Genomic DNA, 24498 nt, shown 5'->3' with positions numbered 1-24498 from the left:
CCAGCATTTGTTGAAATAGCCGCATATTCTACCCGTTATCTACGGGCGCGCCAAACCACTGATGATACCAACGAGGTAAAATTTGATCTCGTAAGCGACGGATTTGCCAGCCATGCGAGGAAAAACTTACCGATATCTGCCCATATCGCGGTGTATCGAACCAAGAATAGCCCTCCTTTCGATAACGTTTGACCACTTTCGCTGACGGAAACCGCCATGCGTTATATCGTGCTGCTGAAGCCAGTGCGATTTTCCCCTCCACACGCTGTATTAGCGCCAATGATGAAGAGGTATTACTCCCATGATGCGGCACCTGGATAAGTGTAGACGTTAGAAATTGCCAGTGATGACTTAACATTGCCTGCTCGGCCTTCGCTTCAATGTCTCCAGTTAACAAGACGCTGTGTTGGCCGTCATCAACTTTTACAACACACGAGCGGTTATTCCCCTGCGCCTGATATTCCCTTGGTGGCCAGTGAGCCGTGAAGGTCAAGCCTTGCCATTGCCAGCGCTGACCTCGAAAACAGGGTTGATGTCCTGCCCAGCCTAACGGGCTGCGGATCCACATAGAGGGCCATGCCTCCTGTAGCGAATGTAAACCGCCAATATGGTCGCTATGTTCATGGCTAATAATCACCCCTTCCGGGGTCAGATGATGCCAACGTAGCCAGGGAATAATTTGTAACTTTGCGCTGTCGCCGCCCGGCCAGGCTAGCCCTGTATCGTACATAATCGCCCTTCCGTGACGCTCAATAACAATTGCCAGACCCTGGCCAATGTCCAGCATATGGAGCGTCCAGCCTTCTGTTTTCTCGCTCCTCCATAGTGGGAAAGTCAGCAGAAGACTCCCTGCCAGGCAGGATGCAGGAACTACCCGCCAGGCGAGTAAACGCCAGCTAATAATCACCAGCCATGAAACTAAGGTGACAAATATCCAGCGCTCATCAATATCAATCCATCCGTCCGGTAATGCTTTTAATCCCCGAAACAGCACTGCCAATGATTGATCCGCTAAAAACCACACCTTTGCCTCGACCAGAGCCAATGGAAAAAGATGCAGCAACATGGCAGTCAGGATCAGCGGAACAGAGATAAACGTGACAAGCGGTACGGCGAACAGATTGGCAATCACCGATGAGAGACTAAACCCGTGAAAAATAATGATCTGTAGCGGCAGTAGTAGGATCAGCATGCCCAGCTGCAAATGCAGTAGATTAACCAGCGGTTTTAGCCATCGGGATAACATGATCGCGGGCAAAGGTAGCCACTGATACCAGAAGATGAGTGCCGCAACGGCAAACGCCGATAATGCCAGGCTTTGTGAGAGAACAGCCAGGGGATCAACAAACAGTATCGCTGCCACGCAACATACCCAAACCTGCCACGGTGACCACTGCCTGCCGCTGAGGCGCAGCATGGCAAGGACAGCAAGTGATACAACAGTACGCAACGCTGGCGGCTGCATTCCTGTTAGCCATGCATAAAATGCAGCAAAGCACATTCCGGCAAGCAGCGGGAAGCGCCAGCCAATCCAGTGCGCCGGGAGAAAAAACTGGATACCGCGCGCAATAAACCAGATCATTGATGCGACGAGCGCGATATGTAATCCCGAAATTGCCATCAGGTGCAGCGTGCCGGTTTCCCGCATTAGCGTTTTTATCTCCTGCGTAACCGCGACCCGCTCTCCCATGCCCAATCCGAGCATCACTGAGCCCCATGCGTAAGAAGCGAGTGTTGAGGTGAGCGATGAGAGATAACGCGCCCGCATACTGCAGGTTGCATCTATGATTTGCGCATGCGTAAACCGCCCGTTCAGCGGCTGGTGAGTGGCAAGAGCATTTCTCTGCGAGTCAAAACCGCCGTCGTTTAGCTCACCATGTACGGCGCGAAGGCGTAGCGTCATCGCCCAACGCTGCCCTGCGCAAGGCGCTTGTGGCAGATAGTTTCCGTAAAGAGTTATCCCCGTTGTTGAACGCCAGGGTTTGCCATTCAGGCGAATGATCCTGCCCTGATGGGTTGTCGCCCCATCGGTTGTCGTGATGACCACTTCAGCACGCTGCGGACCGGCCGTCAGATGCTGCATGGGCCAGACGGACTCCAGCGCTGCCAACACACCCCAGGCGAAGAAAATCATCCACATGCCGATGTAGCGCAGGTACATTACTCGCTGTAATGCCAACAAAAAACCGGCAGTGATACAAAGTCAGGTCACCGCCAAACCAGGTAACGACGGTAGCCATAGCAGCGGCAATATGGCCGCAATCAGACACACACCCAGTGATGGAATCCCCATGAACATCTCCCTGTTTTGCGCAAGTGTGCAGTGGCACAGTCAGAGAGTCAGCCGGGAATTAATGAGTTTACGAGCAAGGCTCAAGAGATGATGGCTGTTTGCAGCAACAGCAAACTAAAAATACGGCGTAGATTCAGAACTCATAAAATGGCAATAAAAAAAGCACCCGTAGGTGCTTTTCATGAGATAACCCAGTTTCGCCCGCAGGCGGCACTCAGTTTCCGTAAATATTGGCGCGATCGCGCAGCTCTTTACCCGGCTTAAAGTGCGGAACGTATTTACCTTCCAGGTCGACTTTATCGCCAGTCTTCGGGTTACGCCCGGTTCGTGGTGCACGATAGTGCAGAGAGAAACTACCGAAACCGCGGATTTCAATGCGCTCGCCCTGTGCAAGAGTCGAGGCCATATGCTCCAGCATCTCTTTCACTGCATCTTCCACTGCTTTTGCAGGGATGTGCGATTGCTGGCTGGCAAGTCTTTCAATCAATTCTGACTTGGTCATGATTCCTCCGGTTCCTTCAAACCATTTAGCTTAACAGCTTATTAAACAAGGGCGGCCATAGCCGCCCTTTGTTATTGATTACAGAACGAATCCTGCAATCTGTCAAGTCTGCTCGTTATCCTTCAAGCGGCCACTACGTTAACTTCGTCTGTTAACCCCAGTCACCTACTTGAGTAAGTTCCTGGGATTCTCAGGCTCGTTGCCTCGTTACCGCTCAAATGACTTAGCGTACTTGAATTACTCGCCTTTAGCTGCTTTGAAAGCTTCAGCCATTGCGTTGTTAGAGAAACCTGCATCTTCCTGTTTGTTAACAGTTGCGATTGCATCTTTCTCATCAGCTTCGTCTTTAGCACGAACAGACAGGCTGATTGCACGGTTCTTACGGTCAACACCGGTGAATTTAGCTTCAACGTCGTCACCAACGCTCAGAACCAGAGTTGCATCTTCAACGCGGTCACGTGAAGCTTCAGAAGCGCGCAGGTAGCCTTCAACGCCGTCAGCCAGTTCTACGGTTGCGCCTTTAGCGTCAACTGCAGTCACTTTACCGTTTACGATTGCGCCTTTCTTGTTCAGTGCAACCCAGTTGTTGAACGGATCTTCTGCGAGCTGTTTAACGCCCAGGGAGATACGCTCACGCTCTGCGTCAACTTGCAGAACAACTGCTGCGATTTCGTCGCCTTTTTTGTATTCACGAACTGCTTCTTCGCCTGCAACGTTCCAGGAGATGTCAGACAGGTGAACCAGGCCATCGATGCCGCCATCCAGGCCGATGAAGATACCGAAGTCAGTGATAGACTTGATTTTACCTTCAACACGGTCGCCCTTGTTGTGGGTTTCCGCGAACTGCTGCCATGGGTTGTTTTTGCACTGCTTCAGGCCCAGGGAGATACGACGACGTTCTTCGTCGATATCCAGAACCATAACTTCCACTACATCACCAACGTTAACAACTTTGGATGGGTGGATGTTTTTGTTGGTCCAGTCCATTTCGGAAACGTGAACCAGGCCTTCAACGCCTTCTTCGATTTCAACGAAGCAGCCGTAGTCGGTCAGGTTGGTAACGCGACCAGTCAGTTTAGTACCTTCTGGGTAACGTTTAGCGATAGCGACCCATGGATCTTCGCCCAGCTGTTTCAGGCCCAGAGATACACGAGTACGCTCGCGGTCGAACTTCAGCACTTTAACAGTGATTTCGTCGCCAACGTTTACGATTTCGCTTGGATGCTTAACGCGTTTCCACGCCATGTCGGTGATGTGCAGCAGGCCATCAACGCCACCCAGATCAACGAATGCACCGTAGTCAGTGAGGTTCTTAACGATACCTTTAACTTCCATGCCTTCCTGCAGGTTTTCCAGCAGTTGATCGCGTTCTGCGCTGTTCTCGGACTCGATAACGGCACGACGAGAAACAACAACGTTGTTGCGTTTCTGGTCCAGCTTGATGACTTTGAACTCAAGCTCTTTGCCTTCCAGGTGCAGAGTGTCGCGAACCGGACGAACGTCTACCAGAGAACCTGGCAGGAACGCGCGAATACCGTTCAGCTCAACAGTGAAGCCACCTTTAACTTTGCCGTTGATAACACCGACCACAGTTTCAGCTTCTTCGTAAGCTTTTTCCAGCGTGATCCAAGCTTCGTGACGTTTAGCTTTCTCACGGGACAGCAGAGTTTCACCGAAGCCGTCTTCTACTGCATCCAGTGCAACGTCAACTTCGTCACCAACCTGGATTTCCAGCTCGCCCTGGGCGTTTTTGAACTGCTCTGCCGGAATGGCAGACTCAGATTTCAGACCGGCGTCAACCAGTACGATATCTTTGTCGATAGCAACAACAACACCACGAACGATGGAACCCGGACGGGTTTCGATTGTTTTTAAGGATTCTTCAAATAGTTGAGCAAAAGATTCAGTCATGTTTAATCTTCAGGTTAATATAACGTCCACCTGGCTCCGTGCCGGATGGGGTTGTTTCACATACCCACCGTCAATCCGTTGCAGCGGGGTACTTCAAATCTGTCGCGATTATGCGATTGCCAGTTTTTGGCGCGCATATTGTAACGCTTTTTCAATCACTTGCTCAATAGTTAAACGAGTCGAATCGAGTACTAAGGCATCTTCTGCCGGAACAAGTGGCGCTACAGCACGATTACGATCGCGGTCGTCGCGCTCTTTTATCTCGGATAAAAGGCGATCAAAGTTAACACTAAACCCCTTTTCCTGCAACTGAAGCATGCGGCGTTGCGCGCGTTCTTCCGATGAGGCATCAAGGAAAATTTTAACCGGGGCGTCAGGGAAGACCACTGTGCCCATGTCGCGTCCATCGGCAATCAAACCGGGTGCTTCACGGAATGCTCGCTGACGACGTAAAAGCGCTTCGCGAACGCGCGGAAACGCAGCCACCTGAGAGGCAGCATTGGCAACTTCCTGGGTGCGGATTTCACCGCTCACGTCTTCCCCTTCGAGGATAACTTCCAGATTGCCGTTGGTTGAAACAAAGCGTACGTCAAGATGTGCAGCCAGAGGCACCAGCGCTTCTTCTGAGGCGACATCCACATGATGATGCAATGCTGCTAAAGCCAGTACGCGATAGATAGCTCCCGAGTCTAAAAGATGCCACTGCAATGCTTCCGCCATCGCCTTACACAGAGTACCCTTCCCTGCGCCACTTGGCCCATCAATGGTGATTACCGGGGCAGCTGCCGTCATCTTTTTCTCCTTCATTAAGGCATACCGTTAACATGAACGCCGCGCATTATACGCGCCAAAGTGCGCAACTGTTATCTTTGCGTGCAAATTACGGAATTAATGAAGCAGAGTGTAGAAGAAATGGGCGGGAACAACGTCAGGAAGCGTAAGCAAATGCCGCATCCGTTGATGCGGCATGATTTTATCAGGCAAGCGTGCTGATACGCGCCAGCTGTTCGAAATAATCCGGGAAGGTTTTCGCGGTGCATTTCGGGTCAAGAATGGTCACCGGGGTATCCGATAACGCCACCAGCGAGAAACACATCGCCATACGGTGATCGTTATAGGTGCCAATCTCAGCCTCCTGCAGTTTTGCAGGCGGAGTGATGCGAATAAAGTCCTCACCCTCTTCCACTTCAGCACCCACTTTACGCAGTTCAGTCGCCATCGCGAACAGGCGATCGGTCTCTTTCACGCGCCAGTTATAGATGTTGCGAAGCGTGGTTGTACCTCTGGCAAACAGCGCCGCCGTGGCAATAGTCATCGCCGCATCAGGGATATGGTTCATATCCATATCCACCGCATTCAGTTCACCGTGGGTACAGGCGATAAAATCATCGCCCCAGGTGATGACTGCGCCCATTTTTTCCAGCACGTCGGCAAAGCGAATGTCGCCCTGAACGCTGTTACGCCCGATTCCGGTGACTTTCACCGTACCGCCTTTAATCGCACCGGCGGCGAGGAAATAGGACGCAGAGGATGCATCGCCTTCAACCAGATAATTTCCCGGTGATTGATACTGCTGAGCGCCGCGAACCACAAAGCGCTGATACGCCTGATTTTCAACCTCAACACCAAACGTTTTCATCAAATGCAACGTGATATCAATGTAAGGCTTAGAGACCAGATCGCCTTTAATGGTGATGACCGTATCCTGCGGTGCCAGCGGCGCAGTCATCAGTAGCGCGGTCAGGAATTGACTGGAAACGCTGCCGTCGACCTCCACTTCACCGCCGGTAAAGCCGCCGTTCAAACGAATTGGCGGATAGTTTTCCTGCTCGAGATAGTCAATCTTTGCGCCGCCCTGGCGCAGAGCATCAACCAGATGGCCAATCGGACGCTCTTTCATCCGCGGCTCACCGGTCAGCACAATAGAGTTACTGCCTAAGCAGAGTGCAGCGGCCAGCGGGCGCATCGCGGTACCCGCGTTGCCAAGAAACAGCTCCAGTTCACCGGCTGCCTGCAACGCCCCGCCATTCCCCGTCACTTCGCAGCGAGTACGATCGGCGGACAGCTGATAGTGAACTCCCAACGCTTTTAGCGCATTGAGCATATGGCGAACGTCATCGCTATCCAGCAAATTGGTGAGGACAGTGGTGCCGTTTGCCAGAGCTGCCAGCAGCAGAGCGCGGTTCGAGACACTTTTTGAACCAGGCAGATTAATGGTGCCATCTACCCGCGCGATCGGTTTTAACGTCAGGGATTCCATGAAACTTAACTCTCAAATCAACATAATAAAAACCCCGCAGCAGTGCTACGGGGGTGAAAAAACGCACAATCAACCGTGGCGACGTTCGAAATCGACCATAAAATCAGTCAGCGCGGTCACGCCTTCCAGCGGCATCGCGTTATAGATAGAGGCGCGCATCCCACCGACGACCCGGTGGCCTTTCAGCGCATGCAGTCCCGCGGCAAAGGACTCTTCGAGGAAAAGTTTGTCGAGATTGCTGTCGGCAAGCTGGAACGGCACGTTCATGCGAGAACGGTTGGCTTTAGCCACGTCGTTACGGTAGAAATCACTGCCATCAATAACGCTGTACAGAAGGTCAGATTTTTGCTGATTGATTTTGTCCATCTGCGCCACACCGCCATTTTTCTTCAGCCATTTAAAGACCAGGCCGGAGAGATACCAGGCGAACGTAGGCGGCGTGTTGAACATGGAGTCATTCTCGTTCAGCACGGTGTAATCCAGAATAGATGGGCAAGCGACATGCGCTTTCCCCAGCAGATCTTCACGCACGATCACCAGCGTCAGTCCTGCCGGACCGATGTTTTTCTGGGCACCCGCATAAATGACCCCGTAACGGCTGACATCCAGCGGGCCAGAAAGAATGGTGGATGAAAGATCGGCAGTCACAATCACGTTGTCGCCAAAATTCGGGGTATCGTGAATGGCGATCCCGTCGATTGTTTCGTTCGGACAGTAGTGAAGATAAGCTGCGTTATCAGAAAGTTGCCATTCGCTCATCGGTTTCACACCGCGCAGACCATCCACGGTGATTTTGGCGTCGATCACATTGGGATCGCAGTATTTTTTGGCTTCTTTCACCGCACTGGCAGCCCAGTAACCGGCATCCACGTAATCCGCCGTGGTTTTGTCGCCCAGCAGGTTCAGCGGAATACCCGCAAACTGGCCGCGTCCGCCGCCGTGACAGAACAATACTTTATAGTTAGAGGGGATATTCAGCAGATCGCGAAAATCCTTTTCTGCCTCTTCCGCCACCTGGATAAACTCTTTTCCACGATGGCTAATTTCCATCACCGATGTACCAAGACCTTGCCAGTCGCAAAGCTCTTGCTGAGCCTGTTTAAGCACATCCGTCGGCAGCATTGCCGGACCTGAACTGAAATTGAAGACCTGAGCCATTTACCCTCACCACGCTAAAAGCAATAAGTTATAACTGTGGATATCGGTTTTATCATTCAGTGACACGCGCCGCAATGTCTAAAACTTATGGCCGGAGAAATGTGCCCCCTGTCACACAATACATTCTGCCAGCTCGCTGTCACAAAACCGACAAAATAGCTGTCAGGCGATCCTTTTTGCTCTGCTGACCTTCGTCCATTCTGGATTTGTACATCGCGGACATAATTGATGCTCTCCTGCCTGCATGGCAACAACATGGCTGCAACGAATACAGGCGTACTCTTCAGATTCCGGAACCCGGGTAAAGCGCTTTACGCATTCATCAGGCAGGATACATAGCCCCGGTTTTACATCCTCATCGTCATAATAATAAATGCTGATCTGCCCGTTAGTTTCCATAATGGCCAACCGCACTTGTCCAAGTTGCTCGACGCTGTTAAGCCGAAGCTCCATAAAAAACTCGAACTCGGTCATATTGGCACTACGCACCTTTTCCCAGGCCAGTTGCCCCTCTTCCACAATCACCACCGGCTTGCCTTCCAGCAGATCTTCGAGTTTTTCACTTTTCGACATCAGCCACATCACCAGACGATAAAGGCACGCCAGGGTGATAAAGACGATTAATACCGGAATCATCGGCACGTCATCATAAAAAGCCACGTCGCCCGCCGCAGAGCCCAGAGTAAGGATGATCAGAACCTCAAACAGCGACATCTGACGCACACCGCGCCGTCCGGTTATTTTGAGAAACAGAAAGACCAAAATAAAGGTGTAGAGACTGCGCAACGCCACTTCCCCTAAAAATTCGAGAGGAACTTTATCAAGCGCCATCCGATGGAGATCGAATGCTTTCATTTTTATATGCCTTAACAGTAGGTTAGTGCTCATAAGCATAGCTGAGTCTTTTATTTTCGCTGCAGCCCTCGCGAAGATAGCGCCTGTCACGCAAAACCCGTATCATTGCGCGCTTTACGTACGATAAAAGTGACCGCCATGACTCAAACGTTTATCCCCGGCAAAGACGCCGCTCTGGAAGATTCCATCGCTCGCTTCCAGCAAAAACTGACCGACCTGGGCTTTAATATCGAAGAAGCCTCCTGGCTCAACCCGGTACCCCACGTCTGGTCTGTCCATATTCGTGATACCGACTGCGCGCTGTGCTTTACCAACGGTAAAGGCGCGACTAAAAAAGCGGCTCTGGCTTCTGCGCTGGGCGAGTATTTCGAACGTCTGTCGACTAACTATTTCTTCGCCGATTTTTGGCTGGGCGATACGATTGCAAATGGTCCATTCGTTCACTACCCGAACGAAAAATGGTTCCCGCTGACTGAAGATGATGAATTGCCAGAGGGCATTCTCGATGAGCGCCTGCGCGCGTTCTACGATCCTGATAACGAACTGACCGCGGGCATGCTGGTTGATTTGCAGTCGGGCAACGACGAACGCGGTATTTGCGCTCTGCCATTTACCCGCCAGTCTGACGAAAAAACCGTTTACATCCCGATGAACATTGTCGGTAACTTGTACGTTTCCAACGGTATGTCTGCCGGTAACACCCGCAACGAAGCCCGGGTTCAGGGTCTTTCCGAGGTGTTTGAGCGTCATATTAAAAATCGCATCATTGCGGAATCGATCAGCCTGCCAGAAATTCCGGCCGACGTGCTGGCGCGCTACCCGGGCGTGGTCGAGTCCATCGCCAAACTGGAAGCTGAAGGCTTCCCGATCTTCGCTTATGACGGCTCTCTGGGCGGCAAATACCCGGTTATCTGTGTGGTGCTGTTCAATCCAGCTAACGGTACCTGCTTCGCTTCGTTTGGCGCCCACCCGGACTTTGGCGTGGCGCTGGAGCGTACCGTAACCGAACTGCTGCAAGGCCGTAGCCTGAAAGACCTTGACGTCTTTACTCCGCCAACCTTCGATGACGAAGAAGTGGGTGAGCACACTAATCTGGAAACACACTTTATCGACTCCAGCGGTTTGATCTCATGGGATATGTTCAAACAGGACGCTGATTACCCGTTTGTTGACTGGAACTTCTCTGGCACGACGGAAGAAGAGTTCGCGACGTTGATGGCGATCTTCAAAGCTGAAGATAAAGAAGTTTACATCGCCGATTACGAGCATCTGAGCGTCTACGCTTGCCGTATTATCGTCCCAGGCATGTCTGATATTTACCCTGCAGAAGATCTGTGGCTGGCAAACAACAGTATGGGTAGCCATCTGCGCGAGACGCTGCTGGCGTTGCCAGGTAGTGAGTGGGAAAAAGATGATTATCTGAACCTCATCGCCCAACTGGATGATGAAGGCCATGACGATCTTACCCGCGTGCGTGAGCTGCTGGGTCTGGCGACCGGTAAAGATAATGGCTGGTACACCCTGCGTATCGGCGAACTGAAATCCATGCTGGCGCTGGCGGGTGGCGACCTGGATCAGGCTCTGGCCTGGACGGAATGGACAATCGAATATAATCAGTCAGTCTTCAGCGCAGAGCGGGCGAATTACTATCGCTGCCTGCAAACTCTGCTGCTGCTGTCTCAGGAAGAAGATCGTCAGCCGCTGCAATATCTGAACGCTTTCGTACGGATGTATGGCGCAGAGGCAGTTGAAGCGGCAAGTGCCGCTCTGAGTGGAGAAGCGCCGTTCTATGGTCTTCAGGCTGTGGACAGCGATCTGAAAGCCTTCCCGGCGCATCAGTCACTGCTCAAGGCCTACGAAAAACTGCAGCGCGCTAAAACGGCTCACTGGTCAAAATAAGCGCACATAGCATTACAGATAGTAGGCGTACTTACGCGTCTGGGCTATATTACGGGGCAATTTCATTGCCCCGTTTTATTATTTCGCTGGCAATAAATATTGAATGTAATAATAAAGTTAAATACAGGTAAATATAATTATGTTTACCTGGGCTTTACTGTTACTTTTTAGGGTAATTACTCCATTTTAATTAACTGCTACTGGTGAGGTCCCAGGAAATAATTCAACTCTTTTCACAACTTTTAAAATTTATTTTTATACGGATAATCAAAAACTTACGCCGCAATTGCTGTAAAACCATGCGCTTTGCGGGCCTATAAGCCAGGCGAGATATGATCTATATCAATTTCTCTTCTATAATGCTTTGTTAGTATCTCGTCGCCGACTTAATAAAGAGAGAGTTAGTGTGAAAGCTGACAACCCTTTTGATCTAATACTCCCAGCTGCGATGGCCAAAGTTGCCGAAGAGGCGGGTGTCTATAAAGCAACGAAACACCCGATGACGACGTTCTATCTGGCGATTACCGCTGGTGTGTTCATCTCCATCGCTTTTGTGTTCTACATCACTGCGACTACCGGTACTGCTGCGATGCCTTTTGGTATTGCGAAACTCATTGGTGGTATCTGCTTCTCACTGGGTTTGATTCTGTGCGTCATTTGCGGCGCCGACCTCTTTACCTCGACGGTGCTGATCGTGGTAGCGAAAGCGAGCGGAAGAATCACCTGGGGCCAGCTGGCGCGCAACTGGATTAATGTCTACGTTGGCAACCTGATTGGCTGTTTGCTCTTTGTTCTGCTTATGTGGTTGTCGGGCGAGTATATGACCGCCAACGGTGGCTGGGGCCTGAACGTCCTGCAAACCGCTGACCACAAAATGCATCACACCTTTATCGAAGCTGTTGCTCTTGGCATCCTCGCAAACCTGATGGTCTGCCTGGCGGTCTGGATGAGCTACTCCGGACGCAGCCTGATGGACAAAGCCATGATTATGGTTCTGCCAGTAGCAATGTTCGTCGCCAGCGGCTTTGAGCACAGTATCGCAAACATGTTTATGATCCCAATGGGTATTGTAATCCGCAACTTTGCGAGCCCGGAGTTCTGGACTGCTATCGGTTCAACCCCGGAAAGTTTTTCTCATCTGACCATTATGAATTTCATCACAGATAACCTGATCCCTGTCACCATTGGGAACATTATCGGTGGGGGTCTGCTGGTTGGGTTGACATACTGGGTCATTTACCTGCGTGGCGACAATCATCATTGATGGTTTCTCAGGCAGTAAATAAAAAATCCACTTAAGAAGGTAGGTATCACATGTCCGAGCTTAATGAAAAGTTAGCCACAGCCTGGGAAGGTTTCGCGAAAGGTGACTGGCAGAAAGAAGTCAACGTACGTGACTTCATTCAGAAAAACTATACCCCGTATGAAGGTGACGAATCCTTCCTGGCTGGTGCAACTGACGCAACCACCAAGCTGTGGGACAACGTAATGGAAGGCGTTAAACTGGAAAACCGCACTCATGCGCCAGTTGATTTCGACACTTCCGTTGCTTCTACCATCACTTCTCACGACGCTGGCTACATCAACAAAGCCCTTGAGAAAATCGTTGGTCTGCAGACTGAAAAACCACTGAAACGTGCGATTATTCCGTTCGGTGGCATCAAAATGGTTGAAGGTTCATGCAAAGCGTATGATCGCGAACTGGACCCAATGCTGAAAAAAATCTTCAGCGAATACCGCAAAACTCACAACCAGGGCGTGTTTGACGTTTATACCAAAGACATCCTGAACTGCCGTAAATCTGGTGTACTGACTGGTCTGCCAGATGCCTACGGTCGTGGTCGTATCATCGGTGACTACCGTCGCGTTGCGCTGTACGGTATCGACTTCCTGATGAAAGACAAATACGCTCAGTTCGTCTCTCTGCAGTCCGATCTGGAAAACGGCGTAAACCTGGAAGCGACTATCCGTCTGCGTGAAGAGATCTCTGAACAGTACCGTGCACTGGGTCAGATCAAAGAGATGGCGGCTAAATACGGCTGCGATATCTCTGGTCCTGCTACCAATGCTCAGGAAGCTATTCAGTGGACTTACTTCGGCTACCTGGCTGCTGTTAAGTCTCAGAACGGTGCAGCAATGTCCTTCGGTCGCGTATCCACCTTCCTGGATGCTTACATCGAACGCGACATCAAAGCGGGCAAAATCACCGAGCAAGACGCACAGGAAATGATTGACCACCTGGTCATGAAACTGCGTATGGTTCGCTTCCTGCGTACCCCAGAATATGATGAGCTGTTCTCTGGTGACCCAATCTGGGCAACTGAATCTATCGGTGGTATGGGCGTTGATGGCCGTACTCTGGTAACCAAAAACAGCTTCCGTTTCCTGAACACCCTGTACACCATGGGCCCGTCTCCGGAACCAAACATCACCGTTCTGTGGTCAGAAAAACTGCCTCTGAACTTCAAGAAATTCGCTGCTAAAGTGTCCATCGATACCTCTTCTCTGCAATACGAGAACGATGATCTGATGCGTCCTGACTTCAACAACGATGACTACGCTATCGCTTGCTGCGTAAGCCCAATGGTTGTTGGTAAGCAAATGCAGTTCTTCGGTGCGCGTGCTAACCTCGCGAAAACCATGCTTTACGCTATCAATGGCGGCGTGGACGAAAAACTGAAAATCCAGGTTGGTCCTAAATCTGAACCAATCAAAGGCGATGTTCTGAACTTCGACGAAGTGATGGATCGTATGGATCACTTCATGGACTGGCTGGCTAAGCAGTATGTCACCGCTCTGAACATCATCCATTACATGCATGACAAGTACAGCTACGAAGCCTCTCTGATGGCTCTGCATGACCGTGACGTGGTTCGCACCATGGCATGTGGTATCGCAGGTCTGTCCGTTGCGGCTGACTCCCTGTCTGCAATCAAATATGCGAAAGTTAAACCAATTCGTGACGAAGATGGTCTGGCGACCGACTTCGAAATCGAAGGCGAATACCCGCAGTTTGGTAACAACGACTCTCGTGTAGATGACATGGCCGTTGACCTGGTTGAACGTTTCATGAAGAAAATTCAGAAACTGACCACTTACCGCAACGCGATCCCAACTCAGTCTGTTCTGACCATCACCTCTAACGTTGTGTATGGTAAGAAAACAGGTAACACCCCAGATGGTCGTCGTGCTGGCGCGCCATTCGGTCCAGGTGCCAACCCAATGCACGGCCGTGACCAGAAAGGTGCTGTTGCCTCTCTGACCTCCGTTGCTAAACTGCCGTTCGCTTACGCTAAAGATGGTATCTCTTATACCTTCTCCATCGTTCCGAATGCGCTGGGTAAAGACGACGAAGTGCGTAAAACCAACCTGGCTGGCCTGATGGACGGGTACTTCCATCACGAATCATCCATCGAAGGTGGTCAACACCTGAACGTGAACGTGATGAACCGTGAAATGCTGCTCGACGCAATGGAAAACCCGGAAAAATATCCGCAGCTGACCATTCGTGTATCTGGCTACGCAGTACGTTTTAACTCCCTGACTAAAGAACAGCAGCAGGACGTTATCACCCGTACCTTCACTCAATCCATGTAACTGGAATTGACTGAAATCACGCCGTAAAAAGCGTACAATAAAGGCTCCACGTCAGTGGGGCCTTTTTAACACCCTCTCCGATGCAGTCTCTTTTGTCAGATATCTATACTTAATGGATAGCCGCCAAAACAGACTCGACATAGCCGATGAGCTATGCACATAAACAGGTCCTGGACGGGCCGAATCTGGAGATATCACCGCAATGTCAATTATTGGTCGTATTCACTCCTTTGAATCCTGTGGCACTGTCGATGGCCCGGGTATCCGCTTTATCACTTTCTTCCAGGGCTGCCTGATGCGCTGCCTTTACTGCCATAACCGTGATACGTGGGATACACACGGCGGCAAAGAAATTACTGTCGAAGAACTGATGAAAGAAGTGGTCACTTATCGCCACTTTATGAATGCGTCGGGCGGTGGTGTCACGGCGTCGGGTGGCGAAGCGATCCTTCAGGCTGAATTTGTCCGCGACTGGTTTCGCGCCTGCCGCAAAGAAGGCATTCATACTTGCCTGGATACTAACGGCTTTGTCCGTCGCTACGATCCGGTAATTGATGAACTACTGGAAGTGACCGATCTGGTGATGCTCGATCTGAAGCAAATGAACGATGAGATCCACCAGAATCTGGTGGGTGTCTCGAACCACCGCACGCTGGAATTTGCCAAATATATTGCCGACAAAGGGATCAAAACCTGGATTCGCTATGTGGTTGTGCCGGGCTGGTCAGATGACGATGACTCTGCGCATCGTCTTGGTGAGTTTACCCGTGACATGGGCAACGTCGAGAAGATTGAGCTGCTGCCTTATCACGAGCTCGGCAAGCACAAATGGGTAGCGATGGGTGAAGAATACAAGCTCGATGGTGTTAAACCACCTAAAAAAGAGACCATGGAGCGCGTGAAAGGCATTCTCGAACAGTACGGTCACAAGGTCATGTACTAAAGTGACAAAAAGCCCGGGCATTTGCACCGGGCTTTTTTATGTCAGGCATGTGCCACCGGAGTGGGATGCTCCCCTGCTTTACGCAGAAGCATCAACAGATAAATAAACGACACGCTGGCAATCATGATGAACAGGAGATTATCGGAATAATTCTGCATCAGCATCGCCGTAAAGGTTGGTCCGAGCAGGCTGCCGATAGTGTAACTGAGCAGCAGCGCCTGATTCATCGCCACGAGCTGGTGATGCTCAACTTTCTCACAGGCCCATGCCATCGCGACAGGATAGAGGGTAAAGCCCGCTGCACCAAGAATAAAGAGCGCAGGAGCCATCGCGGCGTTACCCAACATTGCCAGACAGCCCATAATAACCACGAATACCTGAACACGCAGCACCAGCAGGCGGCCAAAACGATCGGCCAGCTTTCCAATGGGCCATTGACCCACAATACCCGCGCTCACCATCACCGCCATCCAGAATCCAATTCCTGAATCACTGACACCCCGATGGTTCAGATAAAGTGGCATCAGGCCGTACAGCGACCCCAGAACGATACCGGAAATAATACAGCCGTTAATCCCCAGGCGAGCCTGACGCAGTCTGAGCATTGGCCATACCTGCGTTGCCTCGTGGTGCTCGCTGCTTTGATTTATAATGCGCGTAAACAACAATGGCAGAATAGCGGCCAGTACCATACCGGTTACCCATGGCAAAACGCTCATCAGGTCGGTTGGCAGCTTGCTGACCATCAGCTGGCCCAGTACGGTTCCCACGTAGTAAACCATCATGTAGGCGGCCAGCAGGCGGCCTCGATTGCGGGATGTTCCGCTACACATCAGCGCACTTTCCACCACAACCCAAATCATTGCGCAGCCGACGCCCGCAATAAATCGCCATGTCATCCAGCTCCAGAAACCGACCATCAGCCCCAGTCCCACACAGCCGGCGGCAAAAATCATCGAAGCCAAATAATAACTGCGATTAAAACCGAAACGCTTGATTAATTTACCGGTCAGCAGTGTTCCCAGCAGATTGCCGGTAAAATAGGACGAACTGACCATCCCTACTTGCCAGGTTGGCAGGTTCTCATGGGCGAGCCAAAGCGGGACGAGGGTATTTAATACCGCTATCGCCAGCGTCAACAAAAGCAGGCCACAGAGCAATAACAGCACTGGCCGGGTATAGGTGGTCATGGATTAAAAACCGTGAGGAATTAAAGATTTCGAGCGCATCATGCCACCAGTAAAAACAAAGTCAATCCACTGATTTCTGCCGCTCGCACGATTTGTCCATCGTCGATTTAAAAAGCTAATCTTCAACAATTCGCTTAACAGAGAAACAGATATTATGTCCCTGTTTTTATTTATTTATGCTCTGAATGATCCAGAAATGACGGTTGAAAAATTTCATCATTAAAAAAGAAAAGCCGGGCACACAGTCCCGGCTTGATATAACTAAAAAAATTATTTAACCCGCGACAGCCATTCCAACTGTCATATGTAAACCGTAGAACACTCCACGCCCAATCAACTCCCCTGCCAGGACCATAACGAACGCCAGCGAGAGCAAAGGCAGCGCGGGCGGGTATCCTCTCCGTTGCGGTAATATCCAGAGGATCAGTCCAGCCACCAGCAACCCGATACGCCAGGACATCAACGCGCCATAATCCGGTACCAGCGCAGAAGCCTGCTGGACAGAACTATGAATACCAGCCAGCTCTGCTCCCTGTAACAGAGCAACCATCGCACTCACGACCAGCGCCAGGAGAGAAACCGCAGGCAGCAAGCGCATCCCCCAGCCATCAACGCCCGCCACGCGCAGGAGCAAACAACCCAATAGCGGTCCGCCTATAAACATCGTGAGGAAGAAGCTCGCGGGTGTCCAGACGGTATGCCAGGTTGGAACGGTATCAATGGTGTTGTAAACACGAACCATCATCCACACGAAGACCACGCCAAGCACCATGGTCAGAATCAACCAGATGCTCCGGATGCCCGCCGGTAATTTTTTTACCACCGCCAGTAGCCACCCCAGTCCGCCAATAGCGAAGAAGATTGCCCCACTGGCGATTTCATTACTGAGTGAAGATTCCCCTACACGGTTCAGCGAATTGAATGCGCGTAATGGCGATCCCAGATGAAGCGTCGAGGCGATAAAACCTATCCCCATCAACACCCATAAACCGAACATACTTGCAATCAGTCGCTGCTGCTGGACAGCGCGTAAATTCCCTTGCAGCAGAGCCAGGGCGAGAACGATAAACCCGCCCACCACGCACTGTCCGAAGACGGTGAAGATCATCAGCGGCCATTCATGCCATCCACTACCCATTTCACACCTCCTTCGGATTGGCCAGATAGCCGGTGGTGTCACCCGTCGGTCGGCTGTTGGCATTCGGTTTAATGACGATACTCGGTTTGGTAAAGTGCGCAGACGGCAGTGGAGCCACCGCGGCAAGCTGACCGTGCTTCTGGCGCAGCTCTTCAATCGGACCAAAATCCAGCGCTCTTAACGGACAAGACTCCACGCAAACCGGCTTTTTACCGTCCGCCACGCGGGAGTGGCAGCCGTCGCATTTGGTCATATGGCCTTTTGCGGCGTTGTACTGCGGCGCCCCGTACGGGCAAGCCATATGGCAGTAGCGACAGCCAATGCAGACATCTTCATCCACCACCACAAAACCGTCGTCACGCTTGTGCATCGCTCCGCTGGGGCACACTTTGGTACAGGCCGGATCTTCGCAATGGTTACAGGCAATCGACAGATAGTAAGCAAACACATTTTGATGCCAGACGCCGTTGTCCTCCTGCCAGTCACCGCCAGCGTATTCGTAGATACGGCGGAAACTGACGTCCGGGGTTAAGTCTTTATAATCTTTGCAGGCCAGTTCGCAGGTTTTGCAACCGGTGCAACGACTGGAATCAATGAAAAATCCATACTGGGTTGTCATCGGTTACTCCTTATACCTTTTCAACCTGAACAAGGTTCGTGTGGGACGGGTTGCCTTTCGCCAGAGGCGACGGGCGCTGGGTAGTGAGCACGTTAATGCTGCCTGCCTGGTCGATGCGATTGGCATCCGGGTTATACCAGGCCCCTTCCCCCAGCGCGACCACACCAGGCATCATGCGCGGCGTCACTTTCGCCTCGATATGCACCTCACCGCGATCGTTGAAGATACGAATGCGATCGCCGTTGGCAATACCACGTTTCTGCGCATCCATCGGGTTAATCCACATCTCCTGGCGGCACGAGGCTTTCAGCACATCGACGTTGCCGTAGGTGGAGTGAACGCGGGCTTTATAGTGAAAACCGGTCAGCTGTAGCGGGTATTTTGCCGTCAGCGGATCGTTATAGTTTTCGAAACCTGGCGTGTAGACAGGTAATGGATCGATGACGTCTCCCTCAGGCAGTTCCCAACTTGAGGCGATCTTCGCCAGCTCTTCAGAATAGATCTCGATTTTGCCAGATGGCGTAGTCAGTGGATTCGCCTGCGGATCTTCGCGGAACGCTTTATAGGCCACATGATGCCCTTGCGGATCGCGCTGTTTGAACATCCCTTGCTGACGGAAGGTGTCAAAATCAGGCAGTTCAGGCATCGCCTTGCGGGAGAGTTCATACAGATGACGCATCCACCCTTCCTGAGTACGGCCTTCCGTGAACTGCTGCTCAACACCGAGACGTTTAGCCAGTTCCGTCGTCATCTCGTAAATGGTTTTGCATTCAAAGCGCGGTTTGATTGCCTGATCGGCAAAGATGACGTACGACATGTTGCCGCAGGAAGCATCCAGCGCGAAGTCCATTTGCTCAGAGGCCGTGCAGTCCGGCAGCAGGATATCGGCATATTTTGCTGACGAGGTCATGTGGCAATCGATCACCACAATCATTTCGCACTTCTTATCATCCTGAAGAATCTCATGGGTACGGTTGATATCAGAGTGCTGGTTGATAATGCAGTTACCGGCATAGTTCCAGATCATCTTGATCGGGACATCCAGCTTATCTTTTCCACGAACACCGTCACGCAGGGCCGTCATTTCCGGTCCCCGCTCGATTGCATCAGTCCACATAAACATGGAGATACTGGTTTGCACCGGATTTTCGAGGGTCGGCATGCGTTCGAAAGGGAGTGAATACGAGCCTTCGCGCGCGCCACTATTGCCTCCGTGGATCCCCACATTTCCCGTCAGGATGGAGAGCATCGAAATAGCGCGAGTCGCAATCTCACCATTGGCATGACGCTGTGGCCCCCAGCCCTGGCTGATATAAGCGGGTTTAGCCGAGCCAATTTCTCGTGCCAGTTGCACAATTCGCTCTGCGGGTATTCCCGTAATCGTGGAGGCCCATTGCGGGGTTTTCGCGATGCCATCACTGCCCTGCCCAAGGATATAAGCCTTGTAGTGACCGTTAGCCGGTGCACTGGCAGGCAGCGTCTTCTCGTCATAGCCCACGCAATATTTATCCAGGAAGGGCTGATCAACCAGATTTTCATCGATCATTACCCACGCCAGCGCGTTGATCAACGCCGCATCGGTTCCTGGACGAATAGGGATCCACTCATCTTCACGTCCCGCGCCAGTATCTGTGTAGCGAGGATCCACAATAATCATCCGGGCGTTTGATTTTGCACGGGCCTGTTCAAGGTAGTAAGTTACCCCGCCGCCGCTCATACGCGTTTCGCCTGGGTTATTACCAAACAGCACGACCAGTTTGCTGTTTTCAATATCCGACGGGCTATTACCGTCGGCCCAGCCGCCATAGGTATAATTTAGCCCCGCGGCGATTTGCGCGGAGGAGTAGTCGCCGTAGTGATTGAGGTAACCGCCGCAGCAGTTCATGAGGCGGGCGATCAGCGTTTTCCCTGGCGGCCATGAACGGGTCATGGTGCCCCCAAGCGTACCGGTGCCGTAATTCAGATAAATGGATTCGTTACCGTGCTGCTGGATCAGTCGCTGCATATTCGCCGCGATGGTATCGAAAGCTTCTTCCCAGCTAATGCGCTCGAACTTCCCCTCGCCGCGTTTCCCAACGCGTTTCATTGGATACTTAAGACGATCCGGATTGTAAACGCGACGACGCATCGAACGTCCACGCAAACAGGCACGAACCTGATGTAACCCTTCATAGTTATCATCGCCTGTGTTGTCGGTTTCGACGTATTTGATCTCACCATCAACCACATGCATGCGCAGCGGACAGCGGCTGCCGCAGTTTACGGTACAGGCGCTCCAGACGACTTTTTCCGGGGAGTTGGCTGGCGCGATAGCTTCTGCTGCCGATGCCATACGTGAAAAGGGTAATGAGAACGCGCTGCTGGCAACTGCCAGGCCGCCAATCGCGGTGGATTTAACCAGTCCGCGACGACTCACCTCGGCAGCCAGTAAAGCATCGGGCGCTTTGATTTTCATAGAAACTCACTCTGTTTGCTCACAAAAAAAAGAGGCGGTACAAACCGTTATATAGTTATTTATATAGGGAAATGCATTGTCAGCCATTTTTTATGCTGACTTTCATTCGGAGGAGTATTACTACTTTAGGGGCAGGCGATATTGCTTCGAGTCAAAACACAGGCATAAAAAAAGCGCCAACAGGCGCTTTTTTGTTTAAAGACAAATTAACCGATGTACTCTTGCCCTTTCATATAAGGACGCAGCACTTCAGGAATCTCAATACGACCGTCAGCCTGCTGGTAGTTTTCCAGCACGGCAACCAGCGTACGGCCTACAGCCAGACCAGAACCATTCAGGGTATGAACCAGACGGGTTTTCTTGTCAGACTTGCTGCGGCAACGCGCCTGCATGCGACGTGCCTGGAAATCCCAGACGTTCGAGCAGGAAGAGATCTCGCGGTAGGTATTCTGCGCCGGGACCCAAACTTCGAGATCGAAGGTTTTACATGCGCCAAAGCCCATGTCACCGGTACACAGTGCCATACGACGATATGGCAGACCCAGCAGCTCCAGCACTTTCTCAGCATGGCCGGTCATCTCTTCCAGCGCATGCATCGATTCTTCCGGACGAACAATCTGTACCATCTCGACTTTGTCGAACTGGTGCATACGGATCAAACCTCGAGTATCACGGCCGTAAGAACCCGCTTCAGAGCGGAAACACGGCGAGTGCGCAGTCAGTTTGATAGGCAGGTCGTCTTCGTCAATGATCTCGTCACGGACCAGGTTAGTCAGCGGAACTTCTGCGGTTGGGATCAGCGCATAGTTGCTGCTGTCAGCTTCTTCATCCAGTGGACGCGTATGGAACAGATCGCCCGCAAATTTAGGCAACTGGCCCGTACCGTACAGCGTATCGTGGTTAACAAGATACGGAACGTAGGTCTCACTGTAACCATGTTGTTCTGTGTGCAGATCCAGCATGAACTGCGCCAGAGCACGGTGAAGATGGGCAATTTGCCCTTTCATCACAACAAAGCGAGAGCCGGTCAGTTTAACCGCCGCCGCAAAATCCAGACCGGCGTGCATCTCGCCCAGGGTCACATGATCGCGAACCTCGAAGTTAAATTCGCGCGGGGTACCCCAGCGTTTCACTTCGACGTTGTCGTTTTCGTCTTTACCGACAGGAACGCTATCGTCAGGAATGTTCGGGATCGCCAGAGCGATATCACGAATTTCGGCCTGAAGAACATCAAGTTCCGCTTTCGCTTGATCCAGCTCTTCACCCAGTTTGTTCACTTCCAGACGCAATGGCTCAATGTCTTCCCCGCGTGCTTTCGCCTGGCCGATGGATTTCGATCGAGAGTTACGCTCAGCCTGCAGATTTTCAGTTTGTACCTGCAGAACTTTACGACGCTCTTCAAGAGCGCGGAGCTTATCTACATCCAGCTTAAAGCCTCGGCGTGCCAGTTTTTCAGCGACTGCGTCTGGCTCGTTACGCAGCAGATTGGGATCGAGCATGCTTATCCTGTGCTTATCGAATTAAAATAGGAAAGTGACCACAGCCTGCGGTCACAGGGATACAGTGCCAACATTACCGCAACGATCGCACTAACGGTAGCGTTTTATAGGGCTATTTTGATCCTGCCCGGTAAGCCAGGCGAGCTTTTCGCCGATCTTTCCTTCAAGACCTCTGTTAGTCGGGCGATAATAGCGCGTTTGTGCCATTTCTTGCGGGAAATATTCCTCACCTGCGGCGTAGGCATTAGGCTCATCGTGCGCATAACGATATTGCTGGCCGTAACCCATTTCTTTCATGAGTTTGGTTGGCGCATTACGCAAATGAACCGGCACGTCATAGTCCGGACGTTCTCGCGCATCAGCCATCGCTGCTTTAAACGCCGTATAGACGGCATTACTTTTCGGTGCGCAAGCCAGATAGACAATCGCCTGCGCGATCGCACGTTCCCCTTCTGCCGGTCCCACGCGGGTAAAACAATCCCAGGCAGAAAGAGCGACTTGCATTGCCCGCGGATCGGCGTTGCCTACATCTTCAGACGCTATCGCCAGGCAGCGACGCGCCACGTAGAGAGGATCGCCACCAGCGGTAATGATGCGGGCATACCAGTAAAGCGCAGCGTCCGGCGCGCTGCCACGCACCGATTTATGGAACGCAGAAATCAGGTCGTAAAAGCGGTCGCCTTTATTATCAAAACGCGCACTACGCTCCCCGGCAATCTCCCTAAGCAGATCGGGTCTCAGCACGCGCTTTCCGGCATCATCCAGCTCGGCCATATCGGCCATCATTTCCAGCGTGTTTAATGCCCGGCGCGCATCACCATTGACCAGCTCGGCAATGGCTCGTCGCGTCTCGTCAGGAAGAACGATCTCCTGGCCGCCATAACCGCGCGCGCTATCGTTCATCGCCTGGGTGAGCACCCGCTCAATATCTTCCGTCGTGAGCGATTTCAGCAGGTACACGCGTGCGCGCGACAGCAGCGCCGAGTTGAGTTCAAAGGAGGGGTTTTCGGTCGTTGCACCGATAAAGAAAATGGTGCCATCTTCAATATGTGGCAGAAACGCGTCCTGCTGACTCTTATTGAAACGATGGACTTCATCAACAAACAGTATGGTTCGGCGACCAGCATTGCGGTTCTGGCGAGCACGCTCAATGGCTTCACGGATCTCTTTGACACCAGAAGTCACGGCGGAGAGTCGTTCGACGTCTGCACTGGCATAGCGAGCGATCACTTCTGCCAGAGTGGTCTTGCCGGTACCTGGCGGCCCCCACAGGATCATGGAGTGCAAATGCCCGGCTTCAATCGCCCGGGGCAACGGTTTACCGGCGGCCAGCAGGTGCTGCTGGCCAATATACTGCGCTAAATTTTCTGGCCGCATACGCGCGGCCAGAGGTTGAAACGCATTATCAGAAAAATCGAGCGACAGGTTGCCCACTCATGCCTCTTACTTATTGCGTTGATCGTCCACCGTTACGCCCTGCGGCGGGGTAAAGGTGAATTTCGATGCGTCAATAGCGCCATTTTGTTGGGACTTGAGCTGGTAGCTACTGCGCTGCTCATCCTGCTCAACGGCGCTAAACTGATTGATCGTTCCGTTGCTGCTCACGTTAATGGTGAACTGCTTCAGATTGCCATTGCTGCCCTTCGGGGTCAGCACAAAATCATCGCCATTCTGTTTGATATTGTACTGCTGCCAGTCGCTGGTCTGGTTACGCGCAATGAGCATAAACGGGGTATTGCTTGTGGCATCTTTCAGCAACGTGGCGGTCGCTTGCTCAACAAACGGGTTATAGAACCACAGTGTTTTACCGTCAGAAACCAGAATACTTTCGTCCGGCTGAGTCATATGCCAGTTGAACAGATTTGGACGCTTCACCCATAAATCGCCCTGACCTTCCTGCACCGCATTTCCACTGCCGTCAGTCACTTTTTGGGTGAAACTGGCATGGAAGCTGCTGACTTTATCCAGGCGGCTTTTAAGGTCGCTGGCGGCATCGGCCCAGACGCTGCTGGCAACAAAGCTGGTCAGTAATGCTCCGACGATTGCGATTTTTTTCATTATCAATCCTTAAAATTCGTCATCCCGAAATGGGGGTTCTGGCGTTTATTCTGAACCTGCCCGAAGGCAGGCAACAGAAGAAAATACTTAAATTTTGCTGATTTACCCATCTTTGCAATCG

The 24498-nt window shown here is 51.8% G+C and carries 18 protein-coding genes; 4 read left to right on the top strand and 14 right to left on the bottom strand.

The features are described from left to right. Positions 1-28 precede the first annotated feature (28 nt). The 7 genes from SOM82_RS07230 to SOM82_RS07200 form a co-directional block, all read right to left on the bottom strand. Entirely contained in the window at positions 29-2161 is a 2133-nt protein-coding gene (locus SOM82_RS07230) for a ComEC family protein (protein ID WP_501083558.1), read from the bottom strand. A gap of 346 nt (positions 2162-2507) precedes the next feature. Beyond that, positions 2508-2795: an integration host factor subunit beta gene (ihfB, locus tag SOM82_RS07225; protein ID WP_012016828.1), complete on the bottom strand. Its 288-nt coding sequence runs from the start codon at positions 2793-2795 to the stop codon at positions 2508-2510. A 237-nt stretch (positions 2796-3032) separates the two neighbouring features. Next, a complete protein-coding gene (rpsA, locus tag SOM82_RS07220; RefSeq protein WP_100776997.1) occupies positions 3033-4706 on the bottom strand; it encodes a 30S ribosomal protein S1 in 1674 nt (557 codons plus the stop codon). Between the two features lie 108 nt (positions 4707-4814). Then, positions 4815-5498, bottom strand: a complete 684-nt coding sequence (cmk, locus tag SOM82_RS07215; protein WP_154127829.1) for a (d)CMP kinase — start codon at positions 5496-5498, stop codon at positions 4815-4817. Between the two features lie 184 nt (positions 5499-5682). Then, positions 5683-6966 carry a 3-phosphoshikimate 1-carboxyvinyltransferase gene (gene aroA / locus SOM82_RS07210; protein WP_320460033.1) on the bottom strand — a complete coding sequence of 428 codons (1284 nt, stop codon included), beginning with the start codon at positions 6964-6966 and terminating at the stop codon, positions 5683-5685. Positions 6967-7035: 69 nt separating this feature from the next. After that, positions 7036-8124 carry a 3-phosphoserine/phosphohydroxythreonine transaminase gene (serC, locus tag SOM82_RS07205; RefSeq protein ID WP_320460032.1) on the bottom strand — a complete coding sequence of 363 codons (1089 nt, stop codon included), beginning with the start codon at positions 8122-8124 and terminating at the stop codon, positions 7036-7038. A gap of 162 nt (positions 8125-8286) precedes the next feature. Then, the gene (locus tag SOM82_RS07200) at positions 8287-8979 is read right to left on the bottom strand and encodes a DUF421 domain-containing protein (protein WP_154127826.1); all 693 of its coding nucleotides are present in this window, start codon (positions 8977-8979) and stop codon (positions 8287-8289) included. 138 nt (positions 8980-9117) lie between these two features. On the opposite strand from SOM82_RS07200, the gene ycaO reads away from it, so the two are divergent. The 4 genes from ycaO to pflA all read left to right on the top strand — a co-directional run bounded on the left by ycaO (position 9118) and on the right by pflA (position 15418). Beyond that, positions 9118-10878 carry a 30S ribosomal protein S12 methylthiotransferase accessory factor YcaO gene (gene ycaO, locus SOM82_RS07195; RefSeq protein ID WP_320460031.1) on the top strand — a complete coding sequence of 587 codons (1761 nt, stop codon included), beginning with the start codon at positions 9118-9120 and terminating at the stop codon, positions 10876-10878. Between the two features lie 406 nt (positions 10879-11284). Continuing rightward, on the top strand, positions 11285-12142 hold the full coding sequence (gene focA / locus SOM82_RS07190) for a formate transporter FocA (RefSeq protein ID WP_320460030.1): 858 nt from the start codon (positions 11285-11287) through the stop codon (positions 12140-12142). 50 nt (positions 12143-12192) lie between these two features. After that, positions 12193-14475, top strand: a complete 2283-nt coding sequence (pflB, locus tag SOM82_RS07185; protein WP_320460029.1) for a formate C-acetyltransferase — start codon at positions 12193-12195, stop codon at positions 14473-14475. A 202-nt stretch (positions 14476-14677) separates the two neighbouring features. Continuing rightward, positions 14678-15418: a pyruvate formate lyase 1-activating protein gene (pflA, locus tag SOM82_RS07180; protein ID WP_154127822.1), complete on the top strand. Its 741-nt coding sequence runs from the start codon at positions 14678-14680 to the stop codon at positions 15416-15418. Positions 15419-15459: 41 nt separating this feature from the next. On the opposite strand, the gene SOM82_RS07175 is transcribed toward pflA, so the two are convergent. From SOM82_RS07175 to lolA, 7 genes are all read right to left on the bottom strand, one after another. After that, positions 15460-16608: an MFS transporter gene (locus tag SOM82_RS07175; RefSeq protein WP_320460028.1), complete on the bottom strand. Its 1149-nt coding sequence runs from the start codon at positions 16606-16608 to the stop codon at positions 15460-15462. Between the two features lie 274 nt (positions 16609-16882). Continuing rightward, positions 16883-17746 (bottom strand): dimethyl sulfoxide reductase anchor subunit family protein, encoded by an 864-nt coding sequence (locus tag SOM82_RS07170; RefSeq protein WP_320460027.1) that lies wholly within the window; start codon positions 17744-17746, stop codon positions 16883-16885. A 1-nt stretch (position 17747) separates the two neighbouring features. Beyond that, the gene (locus SOM82_RS07165; RefSeq protein WP_154127819.1) at positions 17748-18365 is read right to left on the bottom strand and encodes a DMSO/selenate family reductase complex B subunit; all 618 of its coding nucleotides are present in this window, start codon (positions 18363-18365) and stop codon (positions 17748-17750) included. Positions 18366-18375: 10 nt separating this feature from the next. Beyond that, positions 18376-20820 (bottom strand): dimethylsulfoxide reductase subunit A, encoded by a 2445-nt coding sequence (gene dmsA / locus SOM82_RS07160; RefSeq protein WP_154127818.1) that lies wholly within the window; start codon positions 20818-20820, stop codon positions 18376-18378. A 206-nt stretch (positions 20821-21026) separates the two neighbouring features. Beyond that, complete coding sequence (serS, locus tag SOM82_RS07155; RefSeq protein WP_320460026.1) at positions 21027-22319, bottom strand: serine--tRNA ligase; 1293 nt, start codon at positions 22317-22319, stop codon at positions 21027-21029. A gap of 90 nt (positions 22320-22409) precedes the next feature. Then, a complete protein-coding gene (locus tag SOM82_RS07150) occupies positions 22410-23753 on the bottom strand; it encodes a replication-associated recombination protein A (RefSeq protein ID WP_320460025.1) in 1344 nt (447 codons plus the stop codon). A 9-nt stretch (positions 23754-23762) separates the two neighbouring features. Next, positions 23763-24377: an outer membrane lipoprotein periplasmic chaperone LolA gene (gene lolA, locus SOM82_RS07145; RefSeq protein ID WP_154127815.1), complete on the bottom strand. Its 615-nt coding sequence runs from the start codon at positions 24375-24377 to the stop codon at positions 23763-23765. Positions 24378-24498: the final 121 nt, after the last annotated feature.

This window comes from Lelliottia sp. CFBP8978 (genome assembly GCF_034046055.2).
Lineage (GTDB): Bacteria > Pseudomonadota > Gammaproteobacteria > Enterobacterales > Enterobacteriaceae > Enterobacter.
The sequence above is the reverse complement of the archived record's forward strand: the minus strand, read 5'-3'. Positions and strand labels throughout refer to the sequence as shown.

Excerpts from the sequence above, each read along its gene's own strand:
- SOM82_RS07230 (WP_501083558.1), bottom strand. The coding sequence starts at position 2,161 with ATGTACCTGCGCTACATCGGCATGTGGATGATTTTCTTCGCCTGGGGT.
- ihfB (WP_012016828.1), bottom strand. The coding sequence starts at position 2,795 with ATGACCAAGTCAGAATTGATTGAAAGACTTGCCAGCCAGCAATCGCAC.
- rpsA (WP_100776997.1), bottom strand. The coding sequence starts at position 4,706 with ATGACTGAATCTTTTGCTCAACTATTTGAAGAATCCTTAAAAACAATC.
- cmk (WP_154127829.1), bottom strand. The coding sequence starts at position 5,498 with ATGACGGCAGCTGCCCCGGTAATCACCATTGATGGGCCAAGTGGCGCA.
- aroA (WP_320460033.1), bottom strand. The coding sequence starts at position 6,966 with ATGGAATCCCTGACGTTAAAACCGATCGCGCGGGTAGATGGCACCATT.
- serC (WP_320460032.1), bottom strand. The coding sequence starts at position 8,124 with ATGGCTCAGGTCTTCAATTTCAGTTCAGGTCCGGCAATGCTGCCGACG.
- SOM82_RS07200 (WP_154127826.1), bottom strand. The coding sequence starts at position 8,979 with ATGAAAGCATTCGATCTCCATCGGATGGCGCTTGATAAAGTTCCTCTC.
- ycaO (WP_320460031.1), top strand. The coding sequence starts at position 9,118 with ATGACTCAAACGTTTATCCCCGGCAAAGACGCCGCTCTGGAAGATTCC.
- pflB (WP_320460029.1), top strand. The coding sequence starts at position 12,193 with ATGTCCGAGCTTAATGAAAAGTTAGCCACAGCCTGGGAAGGTTTCGCG.
- pflA (WP_154127822.1), top strand. The coding sequence starts at position 14,678 with ATGTCAATTATTGGTCGTATTCACTCCTTTGAATCCTGTGGCACTGTC.
- SOM82_RS07175 (WP_320460028.1), bottom strand. The coding sequence starts at position 16,608 with ATGACCACCTATACCCGGCCAGTGCTGTTATTGCTCTGTGGCCTGCTT.
- SOM82_RS07170 (WP_320460027.1), bottom strand. The coding sequence starts at position 17,746 with ATGGGTAGTGGATGGCATGAATGGCCGCTGATGATCTTCACCGTCTTC.
- SOM82_RS07165 (WP_154127819.1), bottom strand. The coding sequence starts at position 18,365 with ATGACAACCCAGTATGGATTTTTCATTGATTCCAGTCGTTGCACCGGT.
- dmsA (WP_154127818.1), bottom strand. The coding sequence starts at position 20,820 with ATGAAAATCAAAGCGCCCGATGCTTTACTGGCTGCCGAGGTGAGTCGT.
- serS (WP_320460026.1), bottom strand. The coding sequence starts at position 22,319 with ATGCTCGATCCCAATCTGCTGCGTAACGAGCCAGACGCAGTCGCTGAA.
- lolA (WP_154127815.1), bottom strand. The coding sequence starts at position 24,377 with ATGAAAAAAATCGCAATCGTCGGAGCATTACTGACCAGCTTTGTTGCC.